Source organism: Pseudonocardia sp. Cha107L01, assembly GCF_052566575.1.
Window position 1 is genome coordinate 8,638,467 of record NZ_CP199579.1, and the last position, 15,151, is coordinate 8,653,617.

Sequence of the window (15,151 nt, forward strand, 5' to 3'; positions counted from 1 at the left end):
GGGCGGCCGATCGCGGCCGCTTTACCCTACAGATGCCTGAAACGCACCCGGAGCTGAGCCCGATCTCAGTCGAAACTGACCGCTCTGATCGTGCGCGCGCCGATCGCGGCGCCGACCGGGCTGAGCACGGTGTTGTCCACCGGCCGGTCCACCCGCAGCAGCATGATCGCGTCGGTTCCGTCGGCGGTCTGGCTGATCTGGGCGGCCTCGATGTTCACGCCGGCCTCGCCGAGCAGGGTGCCGACCCGGCCCATCACGCCTGGGCGGTCGGTGTACTCGAGCACCAGGACGTCGCCCTCGGCGCGCAGGTCGAAGTGCCGGCCGTTGATCTCGACCAGTTTCTCGACCGCCGCGCGGCCGGTCAGCGTGCCGGCCACGGTCACCTGCTCACCGTCCGGCATGGCGGCGCGCAACCGCACCACGCTGCGGTAGTTGTCGCTCTCCGGCACCGTGGTGACCGCCACGGCCACGCCGCGCTCCTCGGCGAGCGAGGGCACGTTGACGAAGGTGACCTGGTCCTCCACCACGTCGTTGAAAATGCCGCGCAGCGCCGCCAGCGGCAGCACCGAGACGTCCTCGGCCGACAGCTCGCCGGAGACCTCCACGTTCACCGAGGCGGGCACCCGACCGGTCAGCGCGTAAAGCAGGGTGCCCAGCTTCTGGGTGAGCGGGAGGTACGGCCGCACCTCCTCGCCGACCACGCCGGAGATCTGCACGTTCACCGCGTCCGGCACGAACTCGCCGGCCAGCGCGAGCAGCACCGAGCGCGCCACGTCGGTGCCGGCCCGGTCCTGCGCCTCGTTCGTCGAGGCGCCCAGGTGCGGGGTGACGACGATGGAGGGCAGCTCGAACAGCGGGCTGACCGTGGTCGGCTCGGTGACGTAGACGTCGATGCCGGCGGCGCCGACGTGGCCGGAGCGGACCGCCTCGGCCAGCGCGTCCTCGTCGACGAGGCCACCGCGGGCGGCGTTGACGATGACCACGCCCCGCTTGGTCATGGCCAACTGGTCCTTGCCGATCAGGCCGAGCGTCTCCGGGGTCTTCGGCAGGTGGATGGAGATCACGTCGGCGCACTCGAGCAGCTCGTCGAGGGACAGCAGCTCGATGCCGAACTGGGCGGCGCGGGCCGGGGCGATGTACGGGTCGTACGCGACGATCTTGGTGCCGAACGCGAACAGCCGCTGGGCGACCAGTTGGCCGATCTTGCCGAGGCCGACAACACCGACCGTCTTGCCGTTGAGCTCGACGCCGGTGTACGAGCTGCGCTTCCACTGCCCGGCGCGCAGGCTGGCGTCGGCGGCCGGCACGTGGCGCAGCGCGGACAGCAGCAGGGCCACCGCGTGCTCGGCGGCGGAGACGATGTTCGAGGTGGGCGCGTTGACCACCATGACGCCGCGCGCGGTGGCCGGCGGGACGTCGACGTTGTCCAGCCCGACGCCGGCGCGGGCGACCACCTTGAGCTGGTGCGCGGCCGCCAGCACCTCCGCGTCCACCTTGGTGGCGGAGCGGACCAGCAGCGCGTCGACGTCGGCCACCGCGGCCAGCAGCGCGGGGCGGTCGGTCCCGTCGACGTGCCGGATGTCGCAGCTGCCGCTGAGCAGGTCGAGGACGGAGGGCGCCAACTTCTCGGCAAGCAGTACGACGGGACGGCGGGCGGCGGTGCTCACGGTGCTCCCAGGTATAGAGGTGCGGGGTCGGCACCGATCGTAGTGGCGTGGCGCCGGGCACTCCCGGGCACCGTGACCAGGGCAATAGCGGCGGACCCGGCGGCCTGGGACGTGCCTGGGGCCGTGCTGGTTCGGGGCTGGTTCGGGGCTGGTTCGGGGCTGGTGCGAAATCCGACCCAGGACCGGGGTCAGATGTGGACGGTGCGCAGCACCACGTCGCCGCGCGCGTCGTGAACCTCGAGGCCGGCCAGCTGCTGTCGGGTCAGGTCGGTGGCGGCGGCCAGCACGACGTCCTTGTCCGGTATCGCGGTCCACCGGGCCAACTCGGTGTCCGAGCCGTCCACGCCCTTCGCCACCAGGGTGTACACCGGCGATACCCAGTCCTTGGTGCCCTGGTAACGGCACCGCATCACCACCTCGGTGCCCCACGCCTTGGCGTTCAGCGCTACCGCGGCGGTGGCGTCCGCGCCGCCCTCCGGCTCCATCTGGACCGGCAGTGCGGCCGCCGCGGTGACCCCGGTGCTCGGTCCCCGCAGGGCGCCGGTCGCCAGCGCGGTGCCGCCGACGCCGACCAAACCGACGAGCACCAGCGACGCCGCGACCAGCCCACGCCGCCGGGCCCGCTGGCGGCGGATCTCGCGCAGCGCGGCGGCGACCGGGCCCGGGTCGCCCTCCCCGCCCTCGGCGGCCCACGGTGCCGCCGCCACCACCGGGACGGGTTGGCTACCCGAGGGTGGCCCGGGGCTGCGGGCCAGCAGTCCGGGCAGGCCGGCGAGCTGGCCGACCTCACGGAGGCAGTACGGGCAGTTCGGCAGGTGCTCGGCGTAGTCGGCCCGCTCGATGGGGTGCAGCGAGCCGATCAGGTAGGCGCCGGCCTCCTCGGTGCGCGGGCAGCCCTCCGGTGACATGCGCGTCACGGCGTAACTCCCATCTCGACCAGCGCGGCGCGCAGTGCGCGCAACGCGTAGTGGGTGCGCGACTTGACGGTGCCGGCAGGCACCCCGAGCCGCGCGGCGGCCTCGGCGACCGAGCGTCCGTCGAAGAAACACTCCCGGATGACGTCCTGGTGCGGCGGGGTCAGGTGGCTGACCGCCTCGGCCACCAGCCAGGCCTGCAGCGCGGCGTCCACGCCATCGGCCACGCCGGTTTCCGGGGGTTGATCGGTGATCGTCTCGGGACGCACCGACCGGGCGCGCCATTCGTCGATCAACACATTTCGCAGGGTACGCAGTAGCCACCCCCGCGTGCTGCCACGCTGGGGATCCAGCGACTCGGGGTGCCGCCATGCTCGCAACAGGACCTCCTGGACGGCGTCCTGGGCCCGGCCCAGGTCACCATTGGTCATGCCCAGCGCGTACGACTCCAACGCCGTGCCGTGTTCGGAGTACAGGGCGCGGATGAGCCGATCGTCGACGACCACTGCGCACCTCCGCTCCCCGCCCTAGACACGGACGCTCGGGCCGAGCGGTTCAATACTGGCCGGACCGGAGTTCACCGGCCGCGCCGACCACCCGCAGCCGACCACCCGCAGCCGACCACCCGCCGCCGACCACCCGCCCCGGACATGGCACCGCCCCGCCGGGCGGCCCGGCGGGGCGGTGGACTGGCTGGGAGACGCGGGTGGTTCAGGCGGGCGGTGCGACCCAGGACATCAGACCGCGCAGCTTGGCGCCGACCACCTCGATCTGGTGGTCGACACCCTGCTTCTGCAGCCGGGTGAAGTTGGGCCGCCCGGCGTCGTCCTCGGCCACCCACTCGCGGGCGAACGTGCCGTCCTGGATCTCGCCGAGGATCTTGCGCATCTCGTCCTTGACCGCCGGCGTGATGACACGGGGGCCTCGGGTGAGGTCGCCGTACTCGGCGGTGTCGGAGATCGAGTAGCGCTCGCCGGTGATGCCGCCCTCGTACATCAGGTCGACGATCAGCTTGAGCTCGTGCAGGCACTCGAAGTAGGCGATCTCCGGGGCGTAACCGGCCTCGGTGAGCACCTCGAAACCGGTCTGCACCAGCGCCGCGGCGCCACCGCAGAGCACCGACTGCTCACCGAACAAGTCGGTCTCGGTCTCCTCCTTGAAGGTGGTCTCGATGACCCCGGCCCGGCTGCCGCCGATGCCCTTCGCGTACGAGAGGGCCAGCGCCTTGGCCGAGCCGGAGGCGTCCTGCTCGACCGCGATCAGGCACGGCACGCCCTTGCCGTCCACGAACTGCCGGCGCACCAGGTGCCCCGGGCCCTTCGGCGCGACCATGGCCACGTCCACATCGGCCGGCGCCTTGATCAGGTCGTAGCGGATGTTGAACCCGTGCCCGAAGAAGATCGCGTCGCCGCTCTTGAGGTTCGGCGCGATGTCCTCGGCGTAGATGAACCGCTGCTTGGTGTCCGGCGCCAGGATCATGATCAGGTCAGCCTCGGCGGAGGCCTCCGCCGGGGTCACCACCCGCAGCCCCTCGTCCTCGGCCTTCTGCCGCGACTTCGAGCCCTCGGGCAACCCGACCCGGACATCGACACCGGAGTCGCGCAGGCTGAGCGCGTGGGCGTGCCCCTGGCTGCCGTAGCCGATCACGGCCACCTTGCGACCCTGGATGATCGACAAATCAGCGTCATCGTCGTAGTAGATGTTGACAGCCATCGCTGCTCAGAATCCCTTCTCAAAGCTTGTGACGTTGTGTGGTGTACATCTGGCTAGCGGCACCGCTGGGGTGCCGACCCTCGACCGGCGCGCCCGGGCCCGGTCTACCGGACGGCCGTGGCGGTGATCGACCGGGGTCCCCGGCCGACCGCGACCATGCCGGACTTGACCATCTCGCGGATGCCGTAGGGCTCGAGCATCCGGAGCAGCGCGGTCAGCTTGTCCGTGGTTCCGGTGGCCTCCACCGTGACCGCCTCCGGCGCCACGTCGACCACCTTGGCCCGGAAGAGCTGGACCGTCTCCAGCACCTGGCTGCGGACTGTCGCATCGGCCCTGACCTTGACCAGGAGCAGCTCGCGCTGCACCGAGATGGCGGGCTCGAGCTCCACGATCTTGATCACGTTGATCAGCTTGTTGAGCTGCTTGGTGACCTGTTCGAGAGGCAGCTCGTCGACCGCGACCACGATGGTCATCCGGGACACCTCGGACACCTCGGTGGGGCCCACGGCCAGCGACTCGATGTTGAAGCCGCGCCGGCTGAACAGCCCGGCCACCCTGGCCAGCACCCCGGGCTTGTTCTCGACCAGCACCGAGAGGGTGTGCCTGTTCATCTACCGTTCCCCCGCTGAGTCGGTCTCCCCGGTGCGCACGCTCGGCGCACCGTGGGTGTCGTGCCGCTGCACCTCGGCGTGGTCGAGCACACCGTGCTCGATCACCTCTCCGGTGGCCGCGTCGTCGTCGTCGAACAGCGGGCGGATCCCCCGCGCCGTCTTCACCTCGTCGTTGCTCTTGCCGGCGGCGACCATCGGCCAGACCTGCGCGTCCGCGCCGACCACGAAGTCGATCACAACCGGCTGGTCGTTGATCTGCATCGCCTGGTTGATCACCTCGTCCACCCTGTCCCGGCTCTCGCAGCGCAGCCCCACGCAGCCCATCGCCTCGGCGAGCAGCTTGAAGTCGGGGATGCGGTGCTTGTGGGTGCCCAGGTCGGTGTTGGAGTAGCGCTGCGAGTAGAACAGGTTCTGCCACTGCCGGACCATGCCGAGGTTGCCGTTGTTGATGATGGCGACCTTGATCGGGATGCCCTCGATGGCGCAGGTCGCCAGCTCCTGGTTGGTCATCTGGAAGCAGCCGTCACCGTCGATGCACCACACCGTGGTGTCCGGCAGGCCGAGCTTGGCGCCCATCGCGGCGGGCACCGCGAAGCCCATGGTGCCCAGCCCGCCCGAGTTGATCCAGGACCGCGGCTTCTCGTAGCGGATGAACTGGGCGGCCCACATCTGGTGCTGGCCGACCCCGGCGGTGTAGACCGCGTCCGGGCCGGCGATCGCCCCGATCCGCTCGATCACGTACTCCGGGGAGAGCATGCCGTCGGACGGCCAGTCGTAGCCGAGCGGGAAGGTCTCCCGCCACTCGTCCAGCACCGTCCACCAGGCGGCAAGGTCGGTCTTGCCGCCGGCCTCGGCCTGCTCGCCGCGCACCGCGTCGATCAGGTCGACCAGGACCTCCTTGCAGTCCCCGACGATCGGCACGTCGGCGCGGCGGTTCTTGGAGATCTCGGCGGGGTCGATGTCGGCGTGCACGATCGCGGCGTCCGGCGCGAAGGTGGACAGCTGGCCGGTGACCCGGTCGTCGAACCGCGCGCCCAGAGCGACCAGCAGGTCCGCCTTCTGCATCGCGGCCACGGCGGTGACGGTGCCGTGCATGCCGGGCATCCCGAGGTGCTGCGGGTGGCTGTCCGGGAATGCCCCGCGCGCCATCAGGGTGGTCACCACCGGGGCACCGGTGAGCTCGGCCAGCACCTTCAGCTCGGCGGAGGCGGCAGCCTTGACCACGCCACCGCCGACGTAGAGCACCGGGCGGCGCGCGGCGGCGATCAGCCGGGCGGCCTCCCTGATCTGCTTACCGTGCGGGCGGGTGGTCGGCCGGTAGCCGGGCAGCTTCAGCTCCGGCGGCCAGGAGAACGTGGTCTGCTCCTGCAGCACGTCCTTGGGGATGTCCACCAGCACCGGGCCGGGGCGGCCGGTGGAGGCGAGGTGGAAGGCCTCGGCGATCGCCCTCGGGATGTCGATCGGGTCGATGACCAGCATGTTGTGCTTGGTGATCGGCAGCGTGATGCCGGTGATGTCGGCTTCCTGGAAGGCGTCGGTGCCGATCAGCGCGCGGGACTGCTGCCCGGTGATGGCCACCATCGGGACGGAGTCCATGTAGGCGTCCGCGATCGGCGTCACCAGGTTCGTCGCACCCGGCCCACTGGTCGCCATGCAGACGCCGACCTTGCCGGTGGCCTGCGCGTACCCGGTGGCCGCGTGCCCGGCGCCCTGCTCGTGGCGGACCAGCACGTGCCGCACGATGGTCGAGTCGAGCAGCGGGTCGTACGCGGGCAGGATGGTGCCACCGGGAATCCCGAATACCGCCTCACAGCCCACCGCCTCGAGCGAGAGCACGAGCGACTGCGCGCCGGTCACGGAGACCGGCTCGGACGCGGTGCGCAGCGGGCGCGCGGGCGGCGGGGTGGGTTTCGGCGGACCGGGAACCGGGGCCGGTCGGGGCGTCGCGGTGGTCATCTTGAGCTCTGCCTCGTGTCTGCTCGGTCGAGTATCTGGCAACGGTCATTTGCTCTGGTCGGGAACTCGGGCATAAAACCTCGGGCACAAAAAAGCCCCCGCCGCCGGGACCGGCGGAACGAGGGTTGCGCGTCGACGAAGAACTATTCAGGCGTCGACGCGCCTGCGAAGTACTACAAGGTCGACGAGAATGCGCACACAGCGACGGTAACCGGCCGTTCGGCGACGGTCAACTCAGTGAGACCGCGATCTCGGATCCTGGGATCGGCTGGGACGTCGCGGCCGGCCGCCCGGCAGCGCCGGCTGGTCGCCGGCCGGTACCGGCCACCTGCGACGATAGCCGGGTGGATGGTCCTGTCGTGTTCCGCAACTCACCGCTCGCCGTGCTCGCCGCCATCGCCTTCATGGTGTGTTTCACTCCGGTGGCGCTCACCGTCCCCGGCATGACAGTGCTCTACCTGATCCCGATCGCGATGGTCTTCTGGGTGCTGCGGCTGCGCACGACGGTGGATGCGGACACGATCGCGGCGCGCGGCACGTTGCGCACGCAGCGCGTAGATTGGGCTGACGTCACCGCGTTGCGCTTGCGGACACGATCCCGGATCAGCGCGGTGCTCAACAGCGGCACGGAGCTACCTCTACCGGCCGTGCACGTCCGAGACCTCCCCGTGCTCGCCATGATGAGCGGCGGGCGGCTGCCCGACCCGAGCGCCGAAGCTGGCGCGCCCGAACGCACCGAGTCCGAACGTACCGAGTCCGAACACACCGAGTCCGAGCCCAGCGGGGCCGGCCCCGGACCCACCGCACCCGATCCCACCGCACCGGCAACACCCGCTACACCAGCACCGCCCGAGTCGCCCGAGGAGTGACCGTCATGCCCGCACTTCGTTCCCGCGTCACCACGCACGGCCGAAACGCCGCGGGCGCCCGCTCGCTCTGGCGCGCCACCGGCATGGGCGAGAACGACTTCGGCAAGCCGATCGTGGCGATCGCCAACTCCTACACCCAGTTCGTGCCCGGCCACGTGCACCTCAAGAACATGGGTGACATCGTCGCGGAGACGATCCGTCTGGCGGGTGGGGTCGCCCGGGAGTTCCACACCATCGCCGTCGACGACGGCATCGCGATGGGCCACGGCGGCATGCTCTACTCGCTGCCGTCCCGCGAGGTGATCGCGGACGCGGTGGAGTACATGGTCAACGGGCACGCCGCCGACGCACTGGTCTGCATCTCCAACTGCGACAAGATCACCCCCGGCATGCTGAACGCGGCGATGCGGCTGAACGTGCCGACCGTGTTCGTCTCCGGCGGCCCGATGGAGGCCGGCAAGGCGGTCGTGGTGGGCGGGGTCGCGCAGGCACCCACCGACCTGATCACGGCGATCTCGGCGTCGGCATCGTCCGAGGTGGACGAGGACGGCCTGTCGGTCGTCGAGCGCTCGGCCTGCCCCACCTGCGGCTCCTGCTCCGGCATGTTCACCGCCAACTCGATGAACTGCCTGACCGAGGCGCTCGGCCTCGCGCTGCCCGGCAACGGCTCCACGCTGGCCACCCACGCCGCGCGGCGCGCGCTGTTCGAGCGGGCCGGCACCACGGTGATGGAGCTGTGCCGGCGCTGGTACGAGCACGACGACGAGTCCGCGCTGCCCCGCTCGATCGCGTCCCGGGCGGCCTTCGAGAACGCGATGGCGCTGGACGTGGCGATGGGTGGCTCCACCAACACGGTGCTGCACACGCTGGCCGCCGCCCAAGAGGGCGAGGTCGACTTCACCCTCGCCGACATCGACGCGATCTCCCGCCGGGTGCCGTGCCTGAGCAAGGTCTCGCCCAACTCGAACTACCACATGGAGGACGTGCACCGGGCCGGCGGCATCCCCGCGATCCTCGGTGAGCTGCGCCGCGCCGGGCTGCTGAACACGGCCGTGCACACGGTGCACAGCCCGACGCTGGAGGCCTGGCTGGACGAGTGGGACATCCGCTCCGGAGCCGCCTCGCCGACCGCGGTCGAGCTCTTCCACGCCGCGCCCGGCGGGGTGCGCACCACCGAGGCGTTCTCCACCGAGAACCGCTGGTCCTCCCTCGACACCGACGCCGCCGGCGGCTGCATCCGCGACCGGGCGCACGCCTACAGCGCGGACGGCGGCCTCGCGGTGCTGCACGGCAACCTGGCCGAGGACGGCGCGGTGATCAAGAACGCCGGCATCCCCGAGGAGCTGTGGCACTTCGAGGGCCCGGCGCGTGTGGTGGAGAGCCAGGAGGAGGCCGTCTCGGTCATCCTCGGCAAGCAGATCCAGCCCGGTGACGTGCTGGTGGTCCGTTACGAGGGGCCGTCCGGCGGTCCGGGGATGCAGGAGATGCTGCACCCGACGGCGTTCCTCAAGGGTGCCGGCCTCGGTGCGGTCTGCGCGCTGATCACCGACGGCCGGTTCTCCGGCGGGTCCAGCGGCATCTCCGTCGGGCACATCTCGCCGGAGGCGGCGCACGGCGGCGTGATCGGGCTGGTCCAGAACGGCGACCGGATCCGCATCGACGTGCACACCCGCGCACTGCAGCTGCTTGTCTCCGACGACGTGCTGGCCGAGCGGCGGGCCAAGATGGACGCCTCGGAGCGGCCGTGGCAGCCGGTGGACCGGCAGCGCGTGGTGTCCAAGGCACTGCGTGCGTACGCCGCGCTCGCCACCTCGGCGGCCACCGGCGCGGTGCGCGAGGTGCGCTGACCCCTCGCCACCGGCCGGGGAACCCCCCGGCCGGCGAGTCGGGGATTTTGTCAGCGCGAGTCGGGGATTCCGTCAGCCGTGCCCGAGAACACGGGCGAGGATGGCCGCCCCGATCCCGAGCACGAGACAGGGCAGCCCGGTCACCTGCGGGCGGCAGAACAGCGGGAACATCCGGTCAAGCGCGAGCCGGCCGCCGCCGGTCAGTACGACCGCGGCGGCCATGCCGGCCAGCACGAACTCCAGCTCGAAGCCGGCGCCGTTCGGTCGGACGAAGAAGCCGGAACCCCACTTCAACCACACCGCGTTGATCACCACCGCCAGCAGCCCGGCGGCCGCGACCGGGGTGAACAGCCCGAACAGCACCAGGATGCCGCCGCCGATCTCGGTGATCGCGGTCAGGCCGGCGAGCAGCGAGCTCTGCCCGAAGCCCTGGACGGTGAGGAACTGGCCGAAGCCGGCGAGCCCGGGACCGCCGAACGCGCCGAACATCACCTGCGCGCCGTGACCGATGAACGCGGCCGCCAGCACCAGTCGCAGAATCAGCAACCCGAGGTCCGCGCCGTGGTGCCAGCGCAGGGGGTGCCGTAACGGGTGCCGGGGGCGCCCGCCCTCAGCCTCGATCGCGGTGGGGGGCGCTTCCACGTCAAAGCCACGGCGACCGGAGCCATATGCGCGGCTCACCAACGCAGGGTAGGTCCGGCGGCCCGATCTCCTTCGATGACGCGCCGAAGCTCCGTACTCACCCGCGGTTCACGGCGTGATCCCTAGGGTTGCCGGTGTGTCCCGATCGCCGTCCCGCGTCTCGGCGCGCCGGCCGGCGGCGCGCGCCCGCTGGCGCGGGCTCCTCCCGGTCCTCGCGCTCGCTCTGGTGTTCATCACTGTGCTCGGCGGCTGCGCGTCCTTCCCGGACAACGGCCCCAAGCAGTGGCGGGACAAGGTCGAGGGCGGCGGCCCGCTCGCCGCGCCACCCCGGGTGCCCGACCAGCCGCCGGACTCCGCGCAGCCGCCACCGCCGGCACCGCCCGGCCAGGGAGCCGGTCCCAACGGCTGCGTCGACCCGGACCCGCAGGTGGTGGCCACCTGCCTGGACCCGATCTCGGCCGTCGCCGTGCTGCCGGACGCGCAGAGCGCGCTGGTGGCGGAACGGTCCACCGGCCGGGTGCTCCGGGTGCAGAAGGGCAAGGACCCGGAGCTCATCGCCACGATCGGGGTGGACGCCGCGGGCGGTGGGCTGATCGGGCTGGTGCTCTCACCCAGCTACCGGGAGGACCAGCTGCTCTACGCCTACGCGGCCACCGGCACCGACCACCGGGTGCTGCGGATCGCGCAGGGTGACCCGCCGGTGCCGATCCTGACCGGGATCCCCCGCACGCCCGGCAACGACGGCGGCGCACTGGGCGTCGGCCGGGACGGCGCGCTGCTGGTGGCCACCGGCGCGGACGGCCCCAACCCGGCGCCGGGTTCGCTGGCTGGCAAGGTGCTACGGATCGACACCTTCGGGCGCCCGTTCAAGGACAACCCCGACCCGCACTCACCGATCTACACGAGCGGGCTGCGCTCGCCGGGTGGCATGTGCACCGCGCCGGACTCCGGCACCGCGTGGGTGACCGACCACCTCGCCGACCGCGACGTGCTGCAGCGGGTGGTGCCCAGTCCGGTCGGCGACCCCTCCTGGAGCTGGCCGGACCGCCCCGGCGTGACCGGCTGCGTGGCGCCGCCCGGCGCGATCGTGATCGCCGAGCGCGGCGCGTCCGCCCTGTTCCTGCTGCACACCACGACACCCGGCGCCTTCACCGGCGCTCCCCGGACCCTGCTCGCCGGCGCCTACGGTCGCCTCGGACCGGCCGCGCTCGCCCCGGACGGACTGCTCTGGCTGGGCACCACGAACAAGGGCGCCGGCGGTCCCCTGGTCAGCAGCGACGACCGCGTACTCCGGATCCAACCGCCCTCGGCCGGCGGCGGGGGCGGCCCCGACTAACCCGTGAGTGGCGAGTGGTCCCGGGGGACCACTCGCCACTCACGGGTCAGGTGCAGCGTTCGAGGACCAGCTCGCGGACGCGCTTGGCGTCGGCCTGGCCCCGGGTCGCTTTCATGACCGCGCCGACGACAGCGCCGGCGGCGGCTACCTTGCCACCGCGGATCTTCTCGGCGATGTCGGGCTGCGCGGCGAGCGCCTCGTCGACGGCGGCGATGAGGGCGGAGTCGTCGGAGACCACCTTCAGGCCGCGCCCGGCCACCACCTCGTCCGGCGAGCCCTCGCCGGCCAGTACGCCGTCCACCACCTGGCGGGCCAGGTTGTTGCTCAGCTCGCCGCCGGTGACCAGCGCGATCACCCTGGCCAGCTGCTCCGGGGTGATCGGCAGCTCGTCGAGCGCGACGCCGGTGTTGTTGGCCTGCTGCGACAGGTACGAGACCCACCACGAGCGGGCCTCACCGGACGGCGCGCCGGCCGCCACGGTGGCCGCGACCAGGTCGAGCGCGCCGGCGTTGACCAGGTCGCGCAGTTCCTCGTCGGACAGCGACCACTCCGCCTGTACCCGCTTGCGACGCTGGGCCGGCATCTCCGGCAGGGTCGCGCGGATCTCGTCGACCCAGTCCCGCGACGGCTGCACCGGCACCAGGTCCGGCTCGGGGAAGTACCGGTAGTCCTCGGACGACTCCTTGCGACGGCCCGGACGCGTCGTGCCGCCCGACTCGTCGAAGTGCCGGGTCTCCTGCACGACCTTGCCGCCGGCCAGCAGCACGCCGGCCTGCCGGGTCATCTCGAAGCGCACCGCACGCTCCACAGAGCGCAGCGAGTTGACGTTCTTCGTCTCGCTGCGGGTGCCGAGCACGCCCGAGTCGCGCGGCGACAGCGACAGGTTCACGTCGCACCGCATCGAACCCTGGTCCATCCGCACGTCGGACACGTTCAGCGCGCGCAGCAGGTCGCGCAGCGTGCTGACGTACGCGCGGGCCACCTCGGGAGCCCGCTCGCGGGTGCCCGGGATCAGCTTCGTGACGATCTCGATCAGCGGCACGCCGGCCCGGTTGTAGTCCAGCAGCGAGTACTCCGCGCCGTGGATGCGACCGGTTGCGCCGCCGACGTGCATCGACTTGCCGGTGTCCTCCTCCATGTGCGCGCGCTCGATCTCCACCCGCACGACCGAACCGTCGTCCAGCTCCACGTCCAACCAGCCGTTGACCGCGATCGGCTCGTCGTACTGCGAGGTCTGGAAGTTCTTCGGCATGTCCGGGTAGAAGTAGTTCTTGCGGGCGAACCGGCAGCGCGGCACGATCTCGCAGTTCAGCGCCAGGCCGATCAGGATCGCCGAGCGCACCGCCTGCTCGTTCACCACCGGCAGCGAGCCGGGCAGCCCCAGGCAGGTCGGGCACACCTGGGTGTTCGGCTCGGCACCGAACTCGGTCGGGCAGCCGCAGAACATCTTCGTGTTCGTGTTCAGCTCGACGTGCACCTCGAGCCCGAGCATCGGGTCGAAGGCCGCCACGACCTCGTCGTAGTCGACCAGATCCGGTGTCACAGCGGCGCTCATACGGTTGCCTCCAGCCCGTTCACCCGCTGGATCAGCGGGCCTCCGTCGGCGGCGTTGCGGGCGGCCTCGAACGCGGCGGCCACCCGGTACATCACCGCCTCACCCAACGCCGGCGCCATGATCTGCAACCCCACCGGCAGGCCGTCGGACTCGGCCAGCCCGGACGGCACCGACATCGCCGCGTTGCCCGCCATGTTCGCCGGGATGGTGCACAGGTCGTTGAGGTACATCGCCAGCGGGTCGTCCACCTTCTCCCCGATGGGGAACGCGGTGGTCGGCGCGGTCGGCGAGACGAGCACGTCGACCTGGCCGAACGCGGCGGTGAAGTCGCGCGCGATCAGCGTGCGCACCTGCTGCGCCTTGCCGTAGTACGCGTCGTAGTAGCCGGAGCTCAGCGCGTAGGTACCGAGCATGATGCGGCGCTTGACCTCGTCTCCGAAGCCGGCCTCCCGGGTCGCCGCCATGACCTCCTCGGCCGAGGCGTCGGGCGCGGGCATGACCCGCAGCCCGTAGCGCATCGCGTCGAACCTGGCCAGGTTCGAGGACACCTCGCTGGGCAGGATCAGGTAGTAGGCGGCCAGCGCGTACCGGAAGTGCGGGCAGCTCACCGTGACCAGCTCGGCACCCAGCGACTCCAGGGTGCTCAACGCGGCCCGGTAGCTGGCCTCGACCTGCGGCTGGTAGCCCTCACCGCCCAGCTCGCTCACCACGCCGACACGCAGTCCGCGCAGGTCACCGCCGGCGCCCCGACGGGCCGCCTCGACCACGGCCGGCACCGGGGTGTCGATCGAGGTGGAGTCGAGCGGGTCGTACCCGGCGATGACCTCGTGCAGCAGCGCCGCGTCCAGCACGGTCCGCGCGCACGGGCCGCCCTGGTCCAGCGAGGACGCACACGCCACCAGCCCGTAGCGGGACACCCCGCCGTAGGTCGGCTTGACCCCGACGGTGCCGGTGACCGCCGCCGGCTGGCGGATCGAGCCGCCGGTGTCGGTACCGATGGCCAGCGGTGCCTCGAACGCGGCCAGTGAGGCCGCCGAGCCGCCACCCGAGCCGCCGGGGATGCGTGTGGTGTCCCACGGGTTGTGGGTCGGGCCGTAGGCGGAGTGCTCGGTGGAGGAGCCCATCGCGAACTCGTCCATGTTCGTCTTGCCCAGGATCACCACGCCGGCCCGGCGCAGCCGCGCGGTGACAGTGGCGTCGTACGGCGGGCGCCACCCTTCGAGGATCTTCGACCCGCAGGTGGTGGGCATGTCGGACGTGGCGAACACGTCCTTCAGCGCGAGCGGCACGCCGGCCAGCGGCGACGCCGGCGGCTTGCCCCCGGCCAGTGCCGCGTCCACCTCGGCGGCGGCGGCCAGCGCCGGCTCGGCGGCGATGTGCAGGAACGCGTGCACCGCCGGGTCGACCTGGGTGATGCGGTCCAGGTGGGCCTGGGTGACCTCGACGGCGGACACCTCGCGGGAGTGGATCTTCGCGGCCAGCTCGGCGGCGGTCAGCCTGATCAGCTCGGTGTCGGTGCTCATTGCTCGCCTCCGCGCTCGTTCCGCTCCTCGCTCGCTAGCGCTCGCTGTGCATGACCCACCCCGCCGGCTCCGCCGGCTACCGTCCCCCGGGATGCTCGCTCGCTGTCGGCTTCGGTGCTCATGCTTCCTCCCCGAGGATCCTCGGCACCTGGAACCGGCCCAGCTCGCTCGCCGGCGCCCCGGCCAGCGCCTGCTCCTGGGTCAGTCCGGGGCGGATCTCGTCCGGTCGGAACACGTTCGTCAGCGGGACCGCGTGCGAGGTGGGCTCGATGTCAGCCGCGGCGACCTCGCCGACCTGGGCCACTGAGGCGAGGATGACGTCGAGCTGGGTGGCGAAGCGGTCGAGTTCCTCGTCGGTGACGGCGAGCCGGGCCAGCCGGGCGAGGTGTTCGACCTCGGCGCGGGAGATGATCCCGCCGGCCGGGTCGTGCGTCGACTCGGGCATTTCCCTCCTGGTCAGGAATGGCACGGGAACGGCTATGACGTCCATGGCGGTGATGATCATGGCGGCGTCCCGG

The 15,151-nt window shown here is 71.7% G+C and carries 13 protein-coding genes; 3 read left to right on the forward strand and 10 right to left on the reverse strand.

All coding sequences use genetic code 11. The annotated features are described in order from the left end of the window. Window positions 1-65 precede the first annotated feature (65 nt). The 6 genes from serA to ACTXG6_RS40825 all read right to left on the reverse strand — a co-directional run bounded on the left by serA (window position 66) and on the right by ACTXG6_RS40825 (window position 6,861). Window positions 66-1,667: a phosphoglycerate dehydrogenase gene (gene serA, locus ACTXG6_RS40800; protein ID WP_445184647.1), complete on the reverse strand. Its 1,602-nt coding sequence runs from the start codon at window positions 1,665-1,667 to the stop codon at window positions 66-68. 188 nt (window positions 1,668-1,855) lie between these two features. Continuing rightward, window positions 1,856-2,584 (reverse strand): hypothetical protein, encoded by a 729-nt coding sequence (locus ACTXG6_RS40805; protein WP_445184648.1) that lies wholly within the window; start codon window positions 2,582-2,584, stop codon window positions 1,856-1,858. Next, entirely contained in the window at window positions 2,581-3,087 is a 507-nt protein-coding gene (locus ACTXG6_RS40810; RefSeq protein ID WP_445184649.1) for a sigma-70 family RNA polymerase sigma factor, read from the reverse strand. Before ACTXG6_RS40810 ends, ACTXG6_RS40805 begins: the two co-directional genes overlap by 4 nt. A gap of 205 nt (window positions 3,088-3,292) precedes the next feature. Continuing rightward, window positions 3,293-4,294, reverse strand: coding sequence for a ketol-acid reductoisomerase (ilvC, locus tag ACTXG6_RS40815; protein WP_445184650.1), 1,002 nt, complete (start codon window positions 4,292-4,294; stop codon window positions 3,293-3,295). 104 nt (window positions 4,295-4,398) lie between these two features. Continuing rightward, entirely contained in the window at window positions 4,399-4,905 is a 507-nt protein-coding gene (gene ilvN, locus ACTXG6_RS40820; RefSeq protein ID WP_445184651.1) for an acetolactate synthase small subunit, read from the reverse strand. Next, window positions 4,906-6,861: an acetolactate synthase large subunit gene (locus tag ACTXG6_RS40825; RefSeq protein WP_445184652.1), complete on the reverse strand. Its 1,956-nt coding sequence runs from the start codon at window positions 6,859-6,861 to the stop codon at window positions 4,906-4,908. Window positions 6,862-7,205: 344 nt separating this feature from the next. Between ACTXG6_RS40825 and ACTXG6_RS40830 the strand changes: the two genes are divergently transcribed. Both ACTXG6_RS40830 and ilvD read left to right on the forward strand, forming a co-directional pair. Then, window positions 7,206-7,730 (forward strand): PH domain-containing protein, encoded by a 525-nt coding sequence (locus ACTXG6_RS40830; RefSeq protein ID WP_445184653.1) that lies wholly within the window; start codon window positions 7,206-7,208, stop codon window positions 7,728-7,730. Between the two features lie 5 nt (window positions 7,731-7,735). Beyond that, the gene (ilvD, locus tag ACTXG6_RS40835) at window positions 7,736-9,577 is read left to right on the forward strand and encodes a dihydroxy-acid dehydratase (RefSeq protein WP_445184654.1); all 1,842 of its coding nucleotides are present in this window, start codon (window positions 7,736-7,738) and stop codon (window positions 9,575-9,577) included. A gap of 72 nt (window positions 9,578-9,649) precedes the next feature. Here the strand turns inward: ilvD and ACTXG6_RS40840 are convergent, their stop codons facing one another. Beyond that, window positions 9,650-10,219: a DoxX family protein gene (locus tag ACTXG6_RS40840; protein WP_445184655.1), complete on the reverse strand. Its 570-nt coding sequence runs from the start codon at window positions 10,217-10,219 to the stop codon at window positions 9,650-9,652. A gap of 136 nt (window positions 10,220-10,355) precedes the next feature. Here ACTXG6_RS40840 and ACTXG6_RS40845 point away from each other — a divergent pair, with 136 nt between their 5' ends. Beyond that, window positions 10,356-11,555 carry a PQQ-dependent sugar dehydrogenase gene (locus ACTXG6_RS40845; protein WP_445184656.1) on the forward strand — a complete coding sequence of 400 codons (1,200 nt, stop codon included), beginning with the start codon at window positions 10,356-10,358 and terminating at the stop codon, window positions 11,553-11,555. 46 nt (window positions 11,556-11,601) lie between these two features. Here the strand turns inward: ACTXG6_RS40845 and gatB are convergent, their stop codons facing one another. The 3 genes from gatB to gatC form a co-directional block, all read right to left on the reverse strand. Further along, the gene (gatB, locus tag ACTXG6_RS40850) at window positions 11,602-13,110 is read right to left on the reverse strand and encodes an Asp-tRNA(Asn)/Glu-tRNA(Gln) amidotransferase subunit GatB (protein WP_445184657.1); all 1,509 of its coding nucleotides are present in this window, start codon (window positions 13,108-13,110) and stop codon (window positions 11,602-11,604) included. Further along, on the reverse strand, window positions 13,107-14,633 hold the full coding sequence (gene gatA / locus ACTXG6_RS40855) for an Asp-tRNA(Asn)/Glu-tRNA(Gln) amidotransferase subunit GatA (protein WP_445184658.1): 1,527 nt from the start codon (window positions 14,631-14,633) through the stop codon (window positions 13,107-13,109). The genes gatB and gatA overlap by 4 nt, the downstream gene beginning before the upstream one ends. Window positions 14,634-14,751: 118 nt before the next feature. Beyond that, window positions 14,752-15,078 carry an Asp-tRNA(Asn)/Glu-tRNA(Gln) amidotransferase subunit GatC gene (gatC, locus tag ACTXG6_RS40860; RefSeq protein WP_445190257.1) on the reverse strand — a complete coding sequence of 109 codons (327 nt, stop codon included), beginning with the start codon at window positions 15,076-15,078 and terminating at the stop codon, window positions 14,752-14,754. Window positions 15,079-15,151 lie beyond the last annotated feature (73 nt).

Excerpts from the sequence above, each read along its gene's own strand:
- ilvC (WP_445184650.1), bottom strand. The coding sequence starts at position 4,294 with ATGGCTGTCAACATCTACTACGACGATGACGCTGATTTGTCGATCATC.
- ilvN (WP_445184651.1), bottom strand. The coding sequence starts at position 4,905 with ATGAACAGGCACACCCTCTCGGTGCTGGTCGAGAACAAGCCCGGGGTG.
- ACTXG6_RS40825 (WP_445184652.1), bottom strand. The coding sequence starts at position 6,861 with ATGACCACCGCGACGCCCCGACCGGCCCCGGTTCCCGGTCCGCCGAAA.
- ilvD (WP_445184654.1), top strand. The coding sequence starts at position 7,736 with ATGCCCGCACTTCGTTCCCGCGTCACCACGCACGGCCGAAACGCCGCG.
- gatB (WP_445184657.1), bottom strand. The coding sequence starts at position 13,110 with ATGAGCGCCGCTGTGACACCGGATCTGGTCGACTACGACGAGGTCGTG.
- gatA (WP_445184658.1), bottom strand. The coding sequence starts at position 14,633 with ATGAGCACCGACACCGAGCTGATCAGGCTGACCGCCGCCGAGCTGGCC.
- gatC (WP_445190257.1), bottom strand. The coding sequence starts at position 15,078 with ATGCCCGAGTCGACGCACGACCCGGCCGGCGGGATCATCTCCCGCGCC.